This window comes from Pseudomonas sp. AA-38 (genome assembly GCF_029457475.1).
Lineage (GTDB): Bacteria > Pseudomonadota > Gammaproteobacteria > Pseudomonadales > Pseudomonadaceae > Aquipseudomonas.
This window is the reverse complement of sequence record NZ_CP120359.1, coordinates 3,439,938-3,456,536: the sequence shown is the minus strand read 5'-3', so window position 1 is coordinate 3,456,536 and position 16,599 is coordinate 3,439,938. Positions and strand designations below refer to the sequence as shown.

Genomic DNA, 16,599 nt, shown 5'->3' with positions numbered 1-16,599 from the left:
GGGCAGTTCCTCAGAGCACGTCGAGGGGGATTTTCAGGTAACGGGTCCCGTTGTCCTCGGCGGGAGGCAATTGGCCGGCGCGCATGTTCACTTGCACTGACGGAAGAATCAGGGTCGGCATGCCCAGGGTGGCATCACGGGCGCTGCGCATGGCAACAAAGTCAGCCTCGCTGATGCCTTCATGCACATGCACGTTCAGCTCGCGTTGTTCAGCAACGCTGGTTTGGTAGCGGAAGTCATCACGCCCCGGTGCCTTGTAGTCGTGGCACATAAACAGGCGCGTTGTGTCGGGCAGGGTAAGCAGCTTGCGAATCGACTGAAACAACGTGCGCGCATCACCCCCGGGGAAATCGCAACGTGCGGTGCCGTAGTCGGGCATGAACAGGGTATCGCCGACAAAGCCGGCATCACCGATCAAGTAGGTCATGCACGCCGGGGTATGGCCCGGGGTATGGATGACGCGGGCCTCAATACTGCCCAGATTGAAGGTATCTCCATCCTTGAACAGGTGATCGAACTGACGGCCGTCGGTAGCAAATTCGGCGTCGGCGTTGAACAGCTTGCCAAAGGTGTCTTGAACTATGGTGATGTTTTCGCCGATGGCCAGCGTCCCGCCCAGTTCGCGTTTCAGGTAGGGAGCAGCGGAGAGGTGGTCAGCGTGTACATGGGTTTCCAACAGCCAGTCCACCTGCAGTTGCTGCTCGCGCACATAGGCAATCAGGCGATCCGCGCTCTTGTAGGAAGTACGCCCCGCGGCGGGATCGTAGTCGAGTACCGAGTCGATGATGGCGCAGTGCTTGCTCGCCAGGTCGGTCACGACGTAGCTGTAGGTGTAAGTTGCTGGGTCGAAAAAAGCTTCTACATGAGGCTGCATGATTACACTCCGGAGCTATACCCGTGGGGGTATTCATTTAAGCTAGAGCGTAACTGTTATTTGGTTCTATGCTTAGAATAAAAAAGAATATAAAGAAGTGATGATCTTGCGACTCGCAATAAATATCTGTAACTGATTGATATGTAATGACTTATCTGGCTGCTAGGCGAAAGTCGCGGGAGGCGTGATGGCTGATTTATGGATGTTTGTCGGGGCGCTGGTGGTTGTCTATCTGGTACCGGGCCCAGATATGGTGCTGATGTTGCAGACTGCGGCTACCCAAGGGCGTGCTCATGCCATGGCTGTTGCCGCTGGCCTGGGATTGGCCAGAGGCGCGCATGTGCTGATAGCTGCGTTGGGGCTGGGGGCGTTGCTCAAGTCTTCGCCCGAGATCTTCGAGGTGCTGCGCCTTATGGGCGCCGCCTATCTGGTCTGGCTGGCTATCAGGATCTTTCGGGCGCCGTCACTGATAGCAGCATGCCCTGTAGGAAACAGCCGCAGTGATGTGCAACTCTGGCGCGCTTCATTGTGTAAGGGATTGATCACCAACATAAGCAACCCCAAGGCACTACTGTTCTGCTCGGTTCTATTACCGCAGTTCATTCGCCCGGAGGAGAGCGCAGTCGCCGGGCAATTTGCCCTTCTCGGTATCGTGCTGGTATTCACGGGGCTGTGCTTCGATTTGCTATACGCCTCTGCAGGCGCCGCGCTCAGCCGCTGGCTGGCACAGCGACCACTGGCCCAAACCCTCCAGCGCTGGCTGTTTGCGTCCATTCTGATTGGCTTCGGTGTACGAATGGCTCTGGCGGGACGGGCCTAGGGGGCTGTGCGAGAGCAGACACACCTACTGCGGAAACCCGGAGTTTTAATTATTCCGCTCATTTTTGTTGATTTGAGCGACTATTCGCGAGGCAGCACCGCTGCAAAAGAGCGTAAAACCGCCACAATCGGCCTTCCCTCGCGATGATCCCTACTCTGGCACAGCATTCCAGAAGCCATGCTTTCTCGCCTGCAGTATTTCCTCAAATGACGCCGCCAGTAGGCGAAGTAATAAAAAAACCTACAGCGCTTATAGAAAGTATGAATACCCTGGGGAGTACCTATGCGCTCGTTTTCAGCTATGGTTAGTGGCGATCATGAACAGTTGGCCAAGCGCCAACTGTGAACCCGATCAGCTTGCGGCGTACGTTGCGTGCTGGTTTACACAAAGCCTGGGAGTATGAGATGGATCCGAAAAGTCAGAAATCTGCAGGTCAATGTCCTGTGATGCACGGAGGCAATACATCTGTTGGTAAGTCGAACATGGAGTGGTGGCCGAACGCCCTGAATTTAGAAATCCTGCACCAACATGACACTAAGACCAATCCGCTGGGGCAAGGCTTCGATTATCGAGAAGCCGTCAAAACACTAGACGTGGCGGCTCTAAAGCGTGATCTCACCGCACTGATGACGGACAGCCAGGACTGGTGGCCGGCTGATTGGGGGCACTATGGCGGTTTGATGATTCGAATGGCTTGGCATGCGGCAGGTTCTTATCGGATTGCGGATGGGCGCGGTGGTGCCGGCACCGGTAACCAGCGTTTTGCTCCACTGAACTCTTGGCCGGACAATGCCAATCTGGACAAGGCGCGTCGGCTACTTTGGCCTATCAAGAAAAAGTACGGCAACAAGATCAGTTGGGCTGATTTGATCGTGCTGGCTGGCAACGTGGCTTATGAGTCCATGGGCCTGAAGACCTTCGGTTTTGCTTTTGGTCGTGAGGATATTTGGCATCCCGAGCAGGACACTTACTGGGGCTCAGAAAAGGAATGGCTTGCCCCCACTGGTAGTGAAGGTAGCCGCTACTCTGGCGAGCGTGACCTAGATAATCCATTGGCTGCAGTCATGATGGGACTTATCTATGTCAACCCTGAGGGTGTTGATGGCAAACCTGATCCACTTAAGACCGCCCATGATGTCCGTGTTACCTTTGCTCGCATGGCAATGAACGATGAAGAAACCGTTGCGCTTACTGCAGGTGGGCACACTGTAGGTAAATGCCATGGTAACGGTAATGCCAAGAATCTTGGTCCTGAACCGGAAGCCGCAGATGTTGAAGAGCAAGGCCTTGGTTGGAACAACCATGTTACCCGGGGCATTGGCCGCGATACGGTGACCAGCGGTATTGAAGGTGCTTGGACCACCCATCCTACTCAGTGGGATAACGGTTATTTCTATCTGCTGCTCAACTATGACTGGGAGCTAAAGAAGAGCCCCGCTGGAGCATGGCAATGGGAGCCCATTAATATCAAAGAAGAAGATAAGCCGGTAGACGTGGAGGATCCAACGATCCGCTACAACCCAATCATGACTGATGCCGATATGGCCATGAAAATGGATCCTGAATACCGCAAGATTTCCGAGCGGTTCTACAAGGATCCTGCGTACTTTTCGGATGTTTTTGCTCGTGCCTGGTTTAAGTTGACTCACCGAGATATGGGCCCGAAAAGTCGGTATATCGGACCGGAGGCGCCACAAGAAGATCTGATCTGGCAAGATCCAGTTCCTGCTGGTCGGCGTGATTATGACGTTGCTCTAGTAAAATCAAAGATTGCAGCCAGTGGTTTGAGTATCAGTGAAATGGTCAGCACCGCCTGGGACAGCGCGCGAACCTTCCGGGGCTCTGATAAGCGTGGCGGTGCAAACGGTGCACGCATTCGCCTGACTCCGCAAAAGGATTGGGAAGGCAACGAGCCTGAGCGTCTCGCTAAGGTGCTTACCGTGCTGGAGGGCATCGCTGCACAAACGGGGGCTAGCGTTGCTGATGTAATAGTGCTGGCGGGTAATGTGGGGATTGAGCATGCTGCCAAGGCGGCTGGTTTTGCGATTAGCGTACCGTTCACGCCGGGCCGTGGTGATGCCAGCCAGGCGATGACTGATGTCGAATCCTTTGAGGTGCTGGAGCCGGTTGCCGATGGATATCGCAACTGGATGAAGAAAGACTATACGGTGAGTGCGGAAGAGTTGATGCTTGATCGTACCCAACTACTAGGTCTGACTGCGCCTGAAATGACCGTGCTAGTTGGTGGCATGCGTATGCTGGGTACTAACCATGGTGGAACCAAGCATGGAGTATTTACTGACCGCGAAGGCCAGCTGACCAATGACTTTTTCGTCAACCTGACCGATATGGCAAACGTGTGGAAACCGGCAGGTCGCAATTTGTACGAGATCCGTGATCGCAAAACAGGTGCGTTGAAATGGACAGCAACGCGTGCAGACTTGGTGTTCGGTTCCAATTCGATTCTGCGTGCCTATGCTGAGGTCTATGCTCAGGATGATAACCACGAAAAGTTTATCAGTGATTTCGTTGCTGCATGGGCGAAAGTTATGAATGCTGATCGCTTTGACTTGAATTGATTCCATAGTCTTATTCAGAAAGCAATTCAGGCAGGCAGCCATTCATATGGCTGCCTATTTTTTTGACCGCAAAGTGTGTGGCCTATTTAACTGGCAGTAAATAGGCGAAGTGGTTGGATAAGATGGTCATTGTGAAACTAGTGTGTCTTCTGGGTTTATTTTAATAAGCATACTGGTATTGGCCTCGTAACGTATGCTACGCGCATCTACTTCATCGATATGATGCCTACTGCGAATGACCCACGACCCAGCTGCAGGCAATTGCAGGTTGGCGACACCATTGGCGTCGGTATGCGCCACCAGGCGATCCTGCTGTGGTGCCATGGCAGCCACTCGGGCATTGGCCAATGGCTGGCCATCGAACAGCACTATCACGCGCAGGGTATCGCCTGAGCTCAGGTGTGCAGGGTTATCCAGCGGGGCCAGTTCCAGTCGATCACCCGCGCGCATGGTGTAGGCCTCTCCCGAACCTTGCGGGTTGATCAGCGCCTTGGCGAAGGCTTCTATACGCAGCGTCTTGGCCGGGTCTTTGGTCTGTTGACCTTTCTCAATGGCGCGATAGCGCGGGGCGCTACGTGCGACGGCGATGGCACTGCTGGCCGGCGCCGGGATCTCGCCGATGAGGGCTTTGGCTGTTTCGTCGGCGTGTAAGGTGATGTCTTGTTGTCCTTCTGCGCTAAGTAAGCGCAGGCTGACATCGCCGCTACTGAGTAGGCGTTCGCCCTGGAAGAGTTTCTCCGTCATCAGCACCGCTATCGATAGCTGATCGTCCGTTTGCTCGGGCTTGACCAGAAAGGTGTGTGCTTGGGCAGCGAGGGGGGCCAGCAAAAGGCTGGCGAGTAAAAAGATACGCATTGGGAAACTCCATCAGATGAGGTGTAGGAAAAGGGCGAGCGGCGGGGCACCAATGCTCAGCGCCGGGACCAGGTTGGGTCGATAACTGAGCAGCGTTATCTGGGCAAAGGCAGCAAGGCTCAGCACCGATGCCCACAGCGCCAGTCCTATCGAGGTGCCGAGCGCGAAGATCGCGGGTACAGCAGCACTAGCCAAAAGCAGCCAGCCAAGCAGGCGCAGCAGTTGGCGCCTGAGGGGAGCAGGTTTATGTCCGTATACCTGCTCATGATGACGATCGACTCCAAGACACAGCGAGCCGAAACCGCTGAAGCACAAGGCAAGGCAAAGCACGATCATGCTGCGGCCTCCTGAGTTACTTTGCGCGTCAGGCGCAGTTTGCTCGGCATGGCTTGGTGACGGGCGATATGCCAGGTCGCCAGGGCTAGCAGGGCAGCACTGGCCAGCAGGGCCAGATCCATACCGGCAAGTAACCAGTGGCCCTGGCTCACTGTCGTTATCAGGCTGCTGCTTGGTTGGAGCAGAGCAAAGAAGGGCAGGCCACCGAACAGCAATGCGGCAAAGCTGGTCTGCTCGAGCCAGGCACGCTTGTGCGAGCGCAGCAGGGGATGCAGCAGGCAAAGGGCCCATGCGATGAAGAAGCACCGAATCTCCCAGTCGGCCCGTTGCTCCAGCCCTGCTGGCAAAAGGCGGTTGGCCCAGAAGTAGGCGGCGATAGCCACTGGCAGGCCGGCAATGCAGCCTACGTTGAGCATTTCGACCAGGCGATGACCGAACGGGGTACCGCTCAGCTTCTTGCGCTCAGGCAGGCGTTTGACCACCCACAGCACCAGCCCGGTGGCGATCATGGCCGTACCCAGCAGGCCGCTGAGAAAGAACATCCAGCGCAACGGTGGCCCCGCGAAACGGATCAGGTGCAAGCTGGTAAATACGTTGTAGACAGCGCTGGCTGCTGGCGTTGGCGTCGCCTTGGGGGCGTTCATGGCCGCACCGGTCACGCCGTTGAAGCGCAAACGCTCGCCATTGCCGCGTTCGAGCAGGCTGTCGCCACCGCGCTGTCGCAGTTCGACCACGGCTCGCTCGGTATTGGGGGCGGAGATCGAGAGGCTGGCGATACCCTGCGGCCAGCGCTGTTGAGCATGGGCAAGAAGGGGAGCGAGATCGGTCATCTGCGCCGGTTTGACTGGTTGTCGCGGCGCATCGGTTGGGGCTCCCCGACCACCGCCTCCGCGACCACCGGCTTCGCTGAAGAACGCCTGACGATCACCCTGGTACGCGCTTTCGACGCCCCAGGGCATGAGCATGAACATCAGCAGCAGCAAGCCGCTGTAGGTGATCATGAAATGAAAGGGCAGGGCGAGTACCGCGGTTACGTTGTGAGCATCTAGCCAGGAGCGTTGTCCCTTGGCTGGTCGGAAGGTGAAGAAGTCCTTGAAGATCTTTTTGTGGGTGATCACGCCGCTGACGATGGCGACCAGCATCAGCATGGTCGCGATACCGACTATCCAGCGCGCCACCTCGCGAGGCATGGCGTAGAGCTCGAAGTGAAAGCGGTAGAGGAAGCTACCACCGCGTGTTTCGCGCACCTGCACAGGTTCGCCGCTGCTCGTATCCAGCGTCAGGCGCTGCCCGCCGCCCTTGCCGATGCGTTCGCCCGGCTCGAACCACTGGATCTGCAATGCCGCATTGCGTGGTCCGGGCAGGCTTACGTTCCATTGCGCGGCATCAGGCGCGTGCTTCTCCAACTGCGCCAATGCAAGTCTGGCGCTGTCGTCCCTTGGGCCAGCGGTGTGCAGCTCAGGCTTCATCCAGTAACTGATCTCTTCCTGAAAGAAGCTCAGCGTTCCGGTGAGGAATATGGCGTAGAGCAGCCAGCCAAGCAGCAGGCCGGTCCAGGTGTGCAGCCAGGCATTCGCCTGGCGGAAGGCCAATGGCTTCATAGGTTGGCGCTCCGCATCAGCAGATGTGCGGCAGGGATGGCACACAGCAGCGTCGCCACGCACCAGGCACGTCGCACACTTTTGGCGCTGAAGGCCCATATCGCCAAGGCGCAGTACAGCGCGAAGGACAACTGCGTGGCGGCGAGCACCGCCTGCGGTTTTGGCAGGGGCAGTGCCAGGGCCAGACTGGCGCAGCACAGAGCGGCAAAGCCGTAGCCCCCCAGGACTGCGAGCAGTGTTCGGGCTGCAATCGTCAGACGATAGCGGAAGGCGTTCTCAGACGAATGAGTACGTGCCATTAGCAGCCCCACCGACTGATTGTGAGGCCTTGGGAAGCGAAATACGTTTGTATATTTATGATAATGCTAATCATAATGATTTAGTCCTAAGATGCTCTCACTATCCCAGCCTTTGCTGACCGAAGGCTGACAAGCGCACGGTGCATGTCATGAAATTGCTTGTCGTTGAAGACCATCCGGCGTTGGGTGAACTGTTACAGCGCCACCTGCAGCGCACCGGCTTTGTGGTCGATATCGCAGAGCGCGGGCGGCAGGCTCAGGCGATGCTGGAGCTGAGCCGCTATGACGCGATGATTCTTGACCTCGGCCTGCCCGACATGGATGGCCTGTCGCTCCTGGCTGCACGTTCTGCGACCCGCAACAACGATCTGCCCTGCATCATCCTCACGGCCAACGATGCGCTTGAAAGGCGCGTTGCCGGGCTTGATGCGGGAGCCGATGACTTCCTGCTCAAGCCGTTCGAGATGGCTGAGTTACAGGCGCGCTTGCGCGCTGTTCTTCGACGCCCTGGATCGCGCCGCGAGCGCCGCCTGCAACTGGGAAATCTCAGCCTGTGCCAGGACAGTCGAGACGTCTGCGTGGGGACATGCCCTTTGCTGTTGTCCAAACGTGAACTGGCCCTGCTTGAGGAGTTATTGCGTAATGTGCCGCGCGTGGTGATCAAGGACCACCTCGAGGAGCGCCTGTATGCGCTCAGCGAGGCCGTCACACCCAATGCCATCGAGGCGTTGGTTTCACGCTTGCGGCGCAAGCTGGCGGATGCCGGTGCCGACAGCGGCATCGAGACCCTGCGTGGGCTGGGCTATCGCCTGACTCTTAACGCAGGGTGACTGCTCAGAAGCTCAGCGCGACGCCCAGATTCAAACGACGTCCGTCCAGGGTCTTGCCGTATTCCTCGCTGGAAATTTCCTTGTCGAAGACGTTGTACAGACCGGCATAGACGTTCATGTGCTTGCTGACCCGGTACAGCCCGCCGAGATCGACCAGGGTATAGGCTGGGCGTCGCTCCAGGTCTTCGTCCGAAACGGTCTCGCTCTTGTAGCGGGCCTTTGTCCAGAAGTTCAGGGCATCGGTGGCACGCCAGTCCAGGCCAACGTTGAACATGTGCTTGGGCAGGTTGTTGAAGGGTTTGCCGACGTCCTCTGGCGAGGCTTCGGACTCCGTGATCTCGCTGTCGGAGAAGGTGTAGTTGGTGCGCAGGTCCACTGAGGCGCTCAATGGCACGTTGAAGAATGCTTCTATGCCGCGCAATTCGGCCTGATCCTGGTTCACGTACTGGTTGATGGTCTGCCGCGGCGCGATGCCGTTGACGGTGCAGCTCGGGTTGTTGGCCGGGCTGGTGCACCACAATTTTTTACCGATCTTGTCCTCGAACTCGGTGAAGAACACGGTGACGCCGGACTGGATACCGTTGTCCGCATCCCACATCAAAGCCATCTCGTAGTTGATACTGCTTTCCGGCTTGAGATCCGAGTTGCCCATGTCATAAGAGCGGCCACGGCCGGCATTCTCGACAATGCTGGAGTCGGCCTGCTTCAATGAAGGCGCCTTGTAGCCACCGCTGACTCCGCCCTTGAGCACCCACTCGTCACTCAGGCGGTACACGCCATAGAGGCGAGGAATGATTTCTTCGCCGTAGTGTTCGTTCTCATCGAAACGCAGACCAGCTGTTACCGAGAATGCGTCGGTCAGTGCGTACTCATCTTCAACGAACAGGGCGCGCTGCCAACGCTCCAGTGTCATATCGGCACCGTAAAAGCGGCCCTGGTCATGATCGATGGTTTCCCATTTGTACTCACCGCCCAGGGTGATGGTGTGGCGTTCTAGCGGGATGAAGGTCTTGCTGTTGATCAGGTCGTCGCTGTACTCGGATTCCGAGCTGCCGTTCTCGATCTGTTCGCGAGCCTGGGTCGCGAACGTGGTGGTGCGGAAGCCGTTGCCCCAGTTCAGATCATGGGTGATGCCGTAGTGGGTCCGGTCATTGTTCATCTCACCAGGGGCACCACTGATCTCGGTCTTGAGGTTGTCGCTCTTGGCACGACCGGCTTCCAGCTGGAAGCTGTGCATGTCGTTCAGGACGAAATCGAGTTTGGCGGTATTGTTCTCGCTGGTCTTCTCGGGGTAACCACCGACAATGTCGTCCTCGTCGCGCTTGTAGCGCGAGCCATAGAGGCTCAGGGCCAGATGCTCCTGGACCAGCGGACCGCTCAGGTAATAGCGAGTCTGTCCCGCCGTGCCGGCGGCGTCATCTTCATGTAGCAGGTGGTCATAGCTGATCTGGCCGGACCAACTCGCGGCTGTGGTCTTCTTGGTAATGATATTGATCACGCCAGCCAGGGCGCTGGAGCCGTACAAAGAAGACATCGGGCCGCGAATCACCTCGATACGTTCGATGGCCGACATCGGCGGCAGCCAGCCGAACTGAGTCGCACTGCCGAAACCGTTGTAGTAGGCCTCACCTGAGGAACCCAGTGGTTTGCCGTCGACCATGAACAGCGTGTAGGCCTCACCCAGACCACGGATGTTGATCGACGTGCTCTCCAGCTTTCCGCCTGCGCCACCTTCGATAGATACGCCGGGAATGTCCTGTAGGGCGTCGGTGACGTCGCGGTAGTACTTACCTTCCAGTTGCTCCTTGGTGATGACCGTGATCGAGGCTGGGGCCTCGATCAACTGTTGCTCGTAACCAGATGCTGTGACGACTACGTCTTTGAGGTTCAGCGCCTCTGTACCCTCAGCGGCGTATCCGATTGCTGGTGCCAGCGAAATGGCCGCGGCGAGAACCGTAGGACGAAAACCCAGTAGACGATTGGCATGTCGCATAGACATTATTGCTGAACTCCCCTTAATGGATAATACAAATGATAAGTGATCTCATTATTATGGGCGGCGACTATGCCAGCGATCGCTGACGCCAACCTGACGGGGGAGAGAACTAATCCGACGCGGAGAAGCTTGCGCCTGCGCATCCTGGTTGCTCTGTTGCTGGTGTTCGCATTGGGCTTCGGCAACCTGGCGATTCACCTCTATGGCACCCGTGACGAGCTGCGAAGGACGATGCTGGAGCTTCAGGCGCATGCCGTCACAGAGGGGATACGGGACGAGAGAGACATGAGCCGGCTGCCGCTCAGTTATGCCGGAGAGCCATTGGGCTACACCCTTTATTCGGCGCAGGGAGAAGTGCTGTGGTTCTCGGAAAACCTGGATCGACCAAGCCGTTTGCGTACTGCCATGTTGGAGCAGGGAAGTCGCTGGTGGCGCTGGAGCCCAATCGGTGGGCGTGTGATCAATGTTCCGGTGCGCCTGCCTGATGGTGCGACGTTGATGGTGACGCGCAACGATGCGAAAGAGCGCGGGACGATTGATCGTCTGCTGCTCGAACGTCTACGGCAGAGCCTCTTGATCATGCTGCCGCTGGGTCTGTTGTCAGTGCTGTTGATCCTCTGGTTACTCAACTGGACGTTGCGCCCGGTGAGGCGTGCTGCCGATCTGGCTGCTTCCATTGGGCCCGGGGAGTTGAACCGACGCATCCCTCTCACCAATTTGCCCGTGGAAATCCGGCCCTTAGCCGAAGCGGCCAATCGAGCACTCGATCGTCTGGCTGAGGCCTTTGCTGGTGAACGTCGTTTCGTGGCGGATGCGGCTCACGAACTGCGCACGCCACTGACGGTGCTCGACCTGCGCATGCAGGAGGCTCGCGAGAGTGAACGCCCGGATTGGCCGGCCTTGGAGGGTGAAATGCGTCAGATGCGTCGTTTGGTCGGGCAACTGCTCGAACTGGCGCGTCAGGAGGGAATGGCGGGTACGCAGCAGAGGGGCGAGCAGACGAGTCGCGTGTCACGTGTGATCCGTGAGTCGGTGGCGAGCATGCTGCCCTTGTTCGAGGCCAGGGATCGTGAGCTGAGCGTTGACGTTGAGGATGGCTTGGTTTGCCGGGGTAATCACGATGAATTACGCGAGGTGATGCTCAACGTGCTGGAGAATGCCCTGCTGCATGGCGCAGGGACAGTCCGGGTGCGGGGGCGGAAGTCCGCCGGGAATGTCGTCATTGAGGTTTGCGATCAGGGTGAGGGGGTCGCACAAGATCAGCGGGAAGCAATGTTCCAGCGTTTCAGCAAGGGGCGCCAGGGCAGTGAGGGGACGGGGCTTGGCCTGGCCATCGTGCGCCGTATCGTGGAGAACTCCGGTGGCCGCGTTGCTTTCATCGATGGACAAGCCAGCACGTTAAGTATCGTGTTGCCTTTAACGCAGCCTGCTGATGCGCACCAGCACCGGCTTTAGCAGCAGACCGTAGAGCTAGAATATTCATCGCCGGCAGCGAGTGCTGCTCACTCCGAGTATATTTTCCCGTGCCAGAAGTGCCAGCACAGCACTTCTGGCACTTGGAGTATTTCAACGAAGCAACGACCATTCTTCTGGGCCAACACCTATCTGGATGTGAAGAAGGATTTGAAAGGCCGGTATCCGAAGCACTACTGGCCGGACGATCCCTTGATTGCCGAGCCCACTGCGCGGGCCAAGCCGCGCAAGTGAGGGCTCAGGGTGTTTCGCGGCGTAGCGCTGCGCCCAGTTGTACTTCCAGGCCATCGCCATGGGCGATGAACTGCAGGGTGCAGCCGCAACGTTCAGCGATGGCCTTGACGATGGAAAGGCCAAGGCCGCTGCCGTCGCTGTCGGCGCTGCGCCAGAAGCGCTCGGTGAAACGCTGCAGGCGTTCAGGGGTAATGCCCGGTCCCTGATCGCGTACCTTGAACAGCACGCCATGCGGGCCATCAAGGGCTATGTGCAGAGACACCGAGGTTCCTGCTTTGGTGTGGCGGCGGGCGTTTTCCAGCAGATTGCGCAATGCCGCGATGGCCAGGGCCGGTGGCATCGCCAGGCAGCGTTCGGGCAGATCGTCGGCGCAGCTCAGCTCGATAGCCGCACCGCTTTTCTGCGTGGCATCGGCGATGGCCTGACGAGCTATCTGCAACGGTCGGCAGGGCAGGCCTTCATCGAACGGCAGGTTGCCCTCGACCCGTGCCAGCATCAGCAACTGTTCGAGGATGCGTTGCAGGCGGTCGGCGCCCTGTTCGGCCATGGCGATGGCCGTGCGTGCGTTGTCGCCCTCGGTCATTGCCGCCACTTGCAGATGGGTTTTCACCGCCGTCAGCGGGCTGCGCAGTTCGTGTGCGGCGTCGTCGGTCAACCTGCGTTCGCGCTCCAGGGTATCGCCGATGCGTTGGAACAGTTGGTTCTGCGCCTCTACCAGGGGCGCCAGTTCTGCTGATAGACCGGTCAAGGGCAGCGGCTCGCTGGTATTGGCGCTGCGCCCGGCGAGTGCGGCGCGGATGCGTTCCAGTGGCGCCAGGCCGCGACCGAGCCCGATCCACAGCAAGGCCAGGCTACCGAGCAGGGCGACTACGACGGGCAGCGCCGCAGCTAGCAGGATCGAGCGTTTCAGCGTGGCGCGCTCATCCAGGCGATCGGCCGTGGTAATGCGCAGATCACCCTGGATCAGGGTGAAGCTGCGCCAGGGGCGATCACCGATGATCTGGTCGCGAAAGCCTTTCTGACCCGCGTCGAGCAGGTCGTCCGGTGTCGAATGGCTGCGCGCCAGTACCTCGCCGCGCAGCGAGCTGATCTGGCAGGCCAGACCGTTGGGAATGCCCAACTGTTCTGCGCTCAGATGTGGCACGCCATCATTGGCCGTGCGTGCCTGCGGTAGTTGCACCAGCAAGCCCGCAACCATGCGCGCGGAGGCAGCCAGGCGTTCGTCGAGCGACTGCATAAGCTGGTTGCGCAGGTCATAGAGCATCCAGGTGGCGGCCAGCGACCAGAGCAGGACGAAGGCGGCGCCAAGGCCCAGGGTCAGGCGCAGACGCAAGGTCATGGCTGCTGCTCCTCATGTCCGGCAGGGCCGAGGCGATAGCCCAGGCCGCGCACCGTTTCGACGATGCCGTTGCCGAGCTTTCGCCGCAGGTGATGAATATGCACGTTGAGGGCGTTACTCTCGACTTCGTCATCGAGGCCGTAGACCGAGTCCTTGAGGTGTTCGCTGCTGAGGATGCGCCCCGGATTCTGCAGCAACGCCTGCAGCAGCGCCTGTTCGCGGCGCGAAAGATCGATGGGCTGGCCGCAAAGACTCACCGCACAGGTGGTCGGGTCGTATTGCAATGGTCCGTGATCGATCAGGTGCGTGGTCCGGCCTGCGGCGCGGCGCAGCAGGGCGTGCAGGCGGGCAGCTAGCTCGCGCAGATCGAAGGGTTTGGTCAGGTAGTCGTCGGCGCCGGCCTGCAGACCAGCAACCCGCTCGGCGATGGCGTCGCGTGCGGTCAGGACCAGGACCGGCAGCACCATGCCGTCGCGGCGCAGGCGTTGCAGCAAGGCCAGGCCGTCTTCGTCGGGCAGGCCGAGGTCGAGAATCAGCAGGTCGAAATGGCTGTGCTGCAACAGGCTTTGGGTCGCCGCCGCACTGGCCGCATGGGCGACGGTGAGCCCCTGGGCTTGCAGGCCGGCGATCACGCCGCTGGCGATCAGCGAGTTGTCTTCGGTAAGCAGAACATGCATGGGCGGTAGTGGCGGCAGATGGCGAGTCGATAGTATCGCTCATCGCGATTAAGGCAGGATTATTGGCGCTGATTGGCGGGCTGTTAATCGGCTGTTAATTGCACTTTGGCATCCTCGACACCTCCTCAGTTTCGCGGTGCCGTCATGCGTTTGCTCGTTGTTCTACTCAGTCTGTTCTGTAGCGCCGCGTTTGCCTCGCTGCCCATCGACGGCCTGCGCTCGGGCGATGACTTTCTCGCTGCCGAGCAGGCATTCGTGCTCGGCGTGCAGCAGCAGAGCGAAGGTGAAACGACGCTGAGCTGGGACATAGCGCCTGGTTACTACCTGTATCAGCAACGGCTCAAGTTCACTGGCCTGAGCGATGAACAGGCGCCAGAGCTACCGTCGGGCCTGGCTCATGAGGACGAGTATTTCGGTGCCTCGCAGATCTATCGTGAGCGGCTGCAACTGACCCTGCCAGCCGAGGCGCGCGGGCGTATCGAGGTGCAATGGCAAGGCTGTGCCGATGCCGGCCTGTGTTACCCACCGCAGACCCGGATGCTCGATCTCGGTGGTACTGGCGCCACCGAAGCCGGTCGGGCCGATGACCTGGCCTTGCTCGATGGTCTGCAGCAGCAGGCGCTGTGGCTGAGCATGGCTGTGTTCTTCGGCCTGGGTCTGCTGCTGGCGTTCACCCCTTGTTCACTGCCGATGCTGCCGATTCTCGCGGGTATCGTGGTGGGTAGCCGTGCTTCGCCATCACGTGGCTTTGCCCTGGCGGGTACTTATACGCTGAGCATGGCGCTGGTCTATGCGCTGCTCGGCGTACTGGCGGCCGCGCTCGGCGCCAATCTGCAGAGTCTGTTGCAGCAACCCTGGTTGATTGCCTCGTTCGCGACGCTGTTCGTGCTGTTGGCGCTGCCGATGTTCGGTTTCTTCGAGTTGCAATTGCCGACCGCGCTGCGGGATCGCCTGGAGCGGGTCGGGCGCGGGCAGCAGGGCGGTAGCCTAGTGGGGGCCGGTTTGCTCGGCGTGCTCTCTGGTCTGCTGGTCGGCCCCTGCATGACCGCACCGTTGGCGGCTGCCTTGCTGTTCATCGGGCAGAGTGGCGACCTGTTGCAGGGCGGCCTGGTGCTGTTCGCGCTGGGGCTGGGCATCGGTACGCCGCTGGTGCTGCTGGTAACGCTGGGCAATCGCCTGCTGCCCAAGCCGGGGCTGTGGATGGAGCGGGTCAAGGTGGTGTTCGGTTTTCTCTTCCTGGCCACGGCGCTGTACCTGCTGCGGCCACTGCTGGCCGAGTCGATCTGGCTGGGACTGAGCGGCGCCTGGCTGATACTGGCGGCCAGCAGTCTCGTGCACCTGGCTGCTCAGCTTCAGGCGCAGCGTGCGCTTGCCCATGCCGGCGCGGCATTGCTTGGGCTATGGGGCGTCGCGATGCTGCTGGGCGCGGCGGCTGGCGGCAGCGACCCTTTACGCCCGTTGGGGGTGTTCACTGCTGTCGCTGCGCCCCAGGCCGAGGTACGCCCGGCCAGCTTCGTCGATGTGCGCGAGCCCGAACACCTGCAGCGCGAACTGGATGAAGCCAAGGCGCAGGGACAATGGGTGCTGGTGGATTACTACGCGGACTGGTGCGTGTCGTGCAAGGTCATGGAGCGCGAGGTATTCGGCAACACCGAGGTGCAGGCGCGCCTGGCCGATGCGCGCAAGCTGCGTCTGGATGTCACCGCGTCGGGAGCGGCGAGCCGTGAACTGCTCAGCCGTTATCAGGTACTGGGGCCGCCAACCTTGCTGCTGATCGGCCCGGACGGCGAGGAGAGGCGCCAGCAGCGCATCACCGGCGAGGCGGATGCACAGCAGTTTTTGCGGGTCTGGGATAGCACGATGGAGCGTGGCTGATGTTGACGATAGGTGTGGGTCCGCTGGCGCTGGGCGTCGGCCATGTATTGCTGTTGGTGAGCCTGCTGCTGGCGACCCTGGTCGGCTGGTGGCTGGGGCGCAAGCGTCAGGTCAATCCGGAAAAACTGATCTTTCGCTTGCTGCTGGCCGCCTTGCTGGGGGCGCGCCTGGCTTTCGTCGCGCTGTATTTCGAGCACTATCAGGATGCGCCCTGGCGCGTGATCGACATCCGCGATGGCGGCTTCATCGCCTGGGGCGGTGTGCTGGCGGCAGGGCTGCTGGGCGCCTGGTATCTGTGGCGTCACGCGCAGTTGCGTGTGGCGCTGGGCGGTGGGATGGCCACGGGGCTGCTGATCTGGGGCATGGGCAGCCTGGTGCTGCACACGCTGGAGCAGGGCACACGGCTGCCGGAACTGGCCCTGCGCGATGTCCAGGGGCAGTCGGTGGTGCTGCGCGAACAGCTTGGGCAACCCATGGTGATCAATCTCTGGGCGACCTGGTGCCCACCTTGCCGGCGGGAGATGCCGGTACTGGCCGAGGCGCAGCGTGAGCATCCGGGTGTGACCTTCATCTTCGCTAACCAGGGCGAGGGTGCCGGCGAGGTCAGTGCCTTTCTCACTAGCCAGGCGCTGCAACTGGACAACGTGCTGCTCGACAGTGGCGGCCGCCTTGGGCAACTGGTCGGCTCACGGGCGCTGCCCACCACCTTGTTCTACGACGCCGAGGGTCGCCAGGTTGGCAGCCACCTCGGTGAACTGTCCCGCGCCAGCCTGGCCCGGGCCCTGGAAACCTTGAAGACGGACGAATGATC

The 16,599-nt window shown here is 59.8% G+C and carries 14 protein-coding genes and 1 pseudogene; 7 read left to right on the top strand and 8 right to left on the bottom strand.

The annotated features are described in order from the left end of the window. Positions 1 to 10: 10 nt before the first annotated feature. Complete coding sequence (locus PVE35_RS15875) at positions 11 to 874, bottom strand: MBL fold metallo-hydrolase (protein ID WP_277372367.1); 864 nt, start codon at positions 872 to 874, stop codon at positions 11 to 13. 187 nt (positions 875 to 1,061) lie between these two features. Between PVE35_RS15875 and PVE35_RS15870 the strand changes: the two genes are divergently transcribed. Continuing rightward, positions 1,062 to 1,694, top strand: a complete 633-nt coding sequence (locus PVE35_RS15870; protein WP_074915879.1) for a LysE family translocator — start codon at positions 1,062 to 1,064, stop codon at positions 1,692 to 1,694. A gap of 446 nt (positions 1,695 to 2,140) precedes the next feature. After that, positions 2,141 to 4,273, top strand: coding sequence for a catalase/peroxidase HPI (katG, locus tag PVE35_RS15865; protein WP_240638182.1), 2,133 nt, complete (start codon positions 2,141 to 2,143; stop codon positions 4,271 to 4,273). A 126-nt stretch (positions 4,274 to 4,399) separates the two neighbouring features. On the opposite strand, the gene PVE35_RS15860 is transcribed toward katG, so the two are convergent. Genes PVE35_RS15860 through PVE35_RS15845 form a run of 4 tightly spaced genes read right to left on the bottom strand, consistent with a single transcriptional unit; the run spans position 4,400 to position 7,364 of the window. Then, positions 4,400 to 5,128: a DUF4198 domain-containing protein gene (locus PVE35_RS15860; protein WP_074915875.1), complete on the bottom strand. Its 729-nt coding sequence runs from the start codon at positions 5,126 to 5,128 to the stop codon at positions 4,400 to 4,402. A 12-nt stretch (positions 5,129 to 5,140) separates the two neighbouring features. Beyond that, the gene (locus PVE35_RS15855) at positions 5,141 to 5,464 is read right to left on the bottom strand and encodes a DUF3325 domain-containing protein (RefSeq protein WP_074915873.1); all 324 of its coding nucleotides are present in this window, start codon (positions 5,462 to 5,464) and stop codon (positions 5,141 to 5,143) included. After that, positions 5,461 to 7,065, bottom strand: a complete 1,605-nt coding sequence (locus PVE35_RS15850) for a PepSY-associated TM helix domain-containing protein (protein WP_277372366.1) — start codon at positions 7,063 to 7,065, stop codon at positions 5,461 to 5,463. Before PVE35_RS15850 ends, PVE35_RS15855 begins: the two co-directional genes overlap by 4 nt. After that, positions 7,062 to 7,364 (bottom strand): hypothetical protein, encoded by a 303-nt coding sequence (locus PVE35_RS15845; RefSeq protein ID WP_277372365.1) that lies wholly within the window; start codon positions 7,362 to 7,364, stop codon positions 7,062 to 7,064. The genes PVE35_RS15850 and PVE35_RS15845 overlap by 4 nt, the downstream gene beginning before the upstream one ends. 149 nt (positions 7,365 to 7,513) lie before the next feature. Here PVE35_RS15845 and PVE35_RS15840 point away from each other — a divergent pair, with 149 nt between their 5' ends. Further along, positions 7,514 to 8,194 (top strand): response regulator transcription factor, encoded by a 681-nt coding sequence (locus PVE35_RS15840; RefSeq protein ID WP_074915868.1) that lies wholly within the window; start codon positions 7,514 to 7,516, stop codon positions 8,192 to 8,194. 4 nt (positions 8,195 to 8,198) lie between these two features. On the opposite strand, the gene PVE35_RS15835 is transcribed toward PVE35_RS15840, so the two are convergent. Further along, positions 8,199 to 10,037, bottom strand: a complete 1,839-nt coding sequence (locus PVE35_RS15835; protein WP_256595692.1) for a TonB-dependent receptor — start codon at positions 10,035 to 10,037, stop codon at positions 8,199 to 8,201. A 282-nt stretch (positions 10,038 to 10,319) separates the two neighbouring features. Here PVE35_RS15835 and PVE35_RS15830 point away from each other — a divergent pair, with 282 nt between their 5' ends. Both PVE35_RS15830 and PVE35_RS15825 read left to right on the top strand, forming a co-directional pair. After that, positions 10,320 to 11,645 (top strand): HAMP domain-containing sensor histidine kinase, encoded by a 1,326-nt coding sequence (locus tag PVE35_RS15830; protein ID WP_240638177.1) that lies wholly within the window; start codon positions 10,320 to 10,322, stop codon positions 11,643 to 11,645. Between the two features lie 132 nt (positions 11,646 to 11,777). After that, positions 11,778 to 11,897 (top strand): annotated as a pseudogene (locus tag PVE35_RS15825) (ATP-dependent helicase C-terminal domain-containing protein); the annotation flags it as partial. A 4-nt stretch (positions 11,898 to 11,901) separates the two neighbouring features. Here the strand turns inward: PVE35_RS15825 and PVE35_RS15820 are convergent. Further along, on the bottom strand, positions 11,902 to 13,236 hold the full coding sequence (locus PVE35_RS15820; RefSeq protein ID WP_277372364.1) for a sensor histidine kinase: 1,335 nt from the start codon (positions 13,234 to 13,236) through the stop codon (positions 11,902 to 11,904). Continuing rightward, on the bottom strand, positions 13,233 to 13,913 hold the full coding sequence (locus PVE35_RS15815; protein ID WP_277372363.1) for a response regulator transcription factor: 681 nt from the start codon (positions 13,911 to 13,913) through the stop codon (positions 13,233 to 13,235). Before PVE35_RS15815 ends, PVE35_RS15820 begins: the two co-directional genes overlap by 4 nt. 144 nt (positions 13,914 to 14,057) lie before the next feature. Here PVE35_RS15815 and dsbD point away from each other — a divergent pair, with 144 nt between their 5' ends. Together dsbD and PVE35_RS15805 are read left to right on the top strand one after the other, a co-directional pair. Further along, positions 14,058 to 15,788 carry a protein-disulfide reductase DsbD gene (gene dsbD, locus PVE35_RS15810; protein WP_277372362.1) on the top strand — a complete coding sequence of 577 codons (1,731 nt, stop codon included), beginning with the start codon at positions 14,058 to 14,060 and terminating at the stop codon, positions 15,786 to 15,788. Beyond that, entirely contained in the window at positions 15,788 to 16,597 is an 810-nt protein-coding gene (locus PVE35_RS15805; RefSeq protein WP_277372361.1) for a TlpA disulfide reductase family protein, read from the top strand. The genes dsbD and PVE35_RS15805 overlap by 1 nt, the downstream gene beginning before the upstream one ends. Positions 16,598 to 16,599: the final 2 nt, after the last annotated feature.

Coding starts and splice junctions, on each gene's coding strand:
- PVE35_RS15875 (WP_277372367.1), bottom strand. CDS start 874: ATGCAGCCTCATGTAGAAGCTTTTTTCGACCCAGCAACTTACACCTAC.
- PVE35_RS15870 (WP_074915879.1), top strand. CDS start 1,062: ATGGCTGATTTATGGATGTTTGTCGGGGCGCTGGTGGTTGTCTATCTG.
- katG (WP_240638182.1), top strand. CDS start 2,141: ATGCACGGAGGCAATACATCTGTTGGTAAGTCGAACATGGAGTGGTGG.
- PVE35_RS15860 (WP_074915875.1), bottom strand. CDS start 5,128: ATGCGTATCTTTTTACTCGCCAGCCTTTTGCTGGCCCCCCTCGCTGCC.
- PVE35_RS15855 (WP_074915873.1), bottom strand. CDS start 5,464: ATGATCGTGCTTTGCCTTGCCTTGTGCTTCAGCGGTTTCGGCTCGCTG.
- PVE35_RS15850 (WP_277372366.1), bottom strand. CDS start 7,065: ATGAAGCCATTGGCCTTCCGCCAGGCGAATGCCTGGCTGCACACCTGG.
- PVE35_RS15845 (WP_277372365.1), bottom strand. CDS start 7,364: ATGGCACGTACTCATTCGTCTGAGAACGCCTTCCGCTATCGTCTGACG.
- PVE35_RS15840 (WP_074915868.1), top strand. CDS start 7,514: ATGAAATTGCTTGTCGTTGAAGACCATCCGGCGTTGGGTGAACTGTTA.
- PVE35_RS15820 (WP_277372364.1), bottom strand. CDS start 13,236: ATGACCTTGCGTCTGCGCCTGACCCTGGGCCTTGGCGCCGCCTTCGTC.
- PVE35_RS15815 (WP_277372363.1), bottom strand. CDS start 13,913: ATGCATGTTCTGCTTACCGAAGACAACTCGCTGATCGCCAGCGGCGTG.
- dsbD (WP_277372362.1), top strand. CDS start 14,058: ATGCGTTTGCTCGTTGTTCTACTCAGTCTGTTCTGTAGCGCCGCGTTT.
- PVE35_RS15805 (WP_277372361.1), top strand. CDS start 15,788: ATGTTGACGATAGGTGTGGGTCCGCTGGCGCTGGGCGTCGGCCATGTA.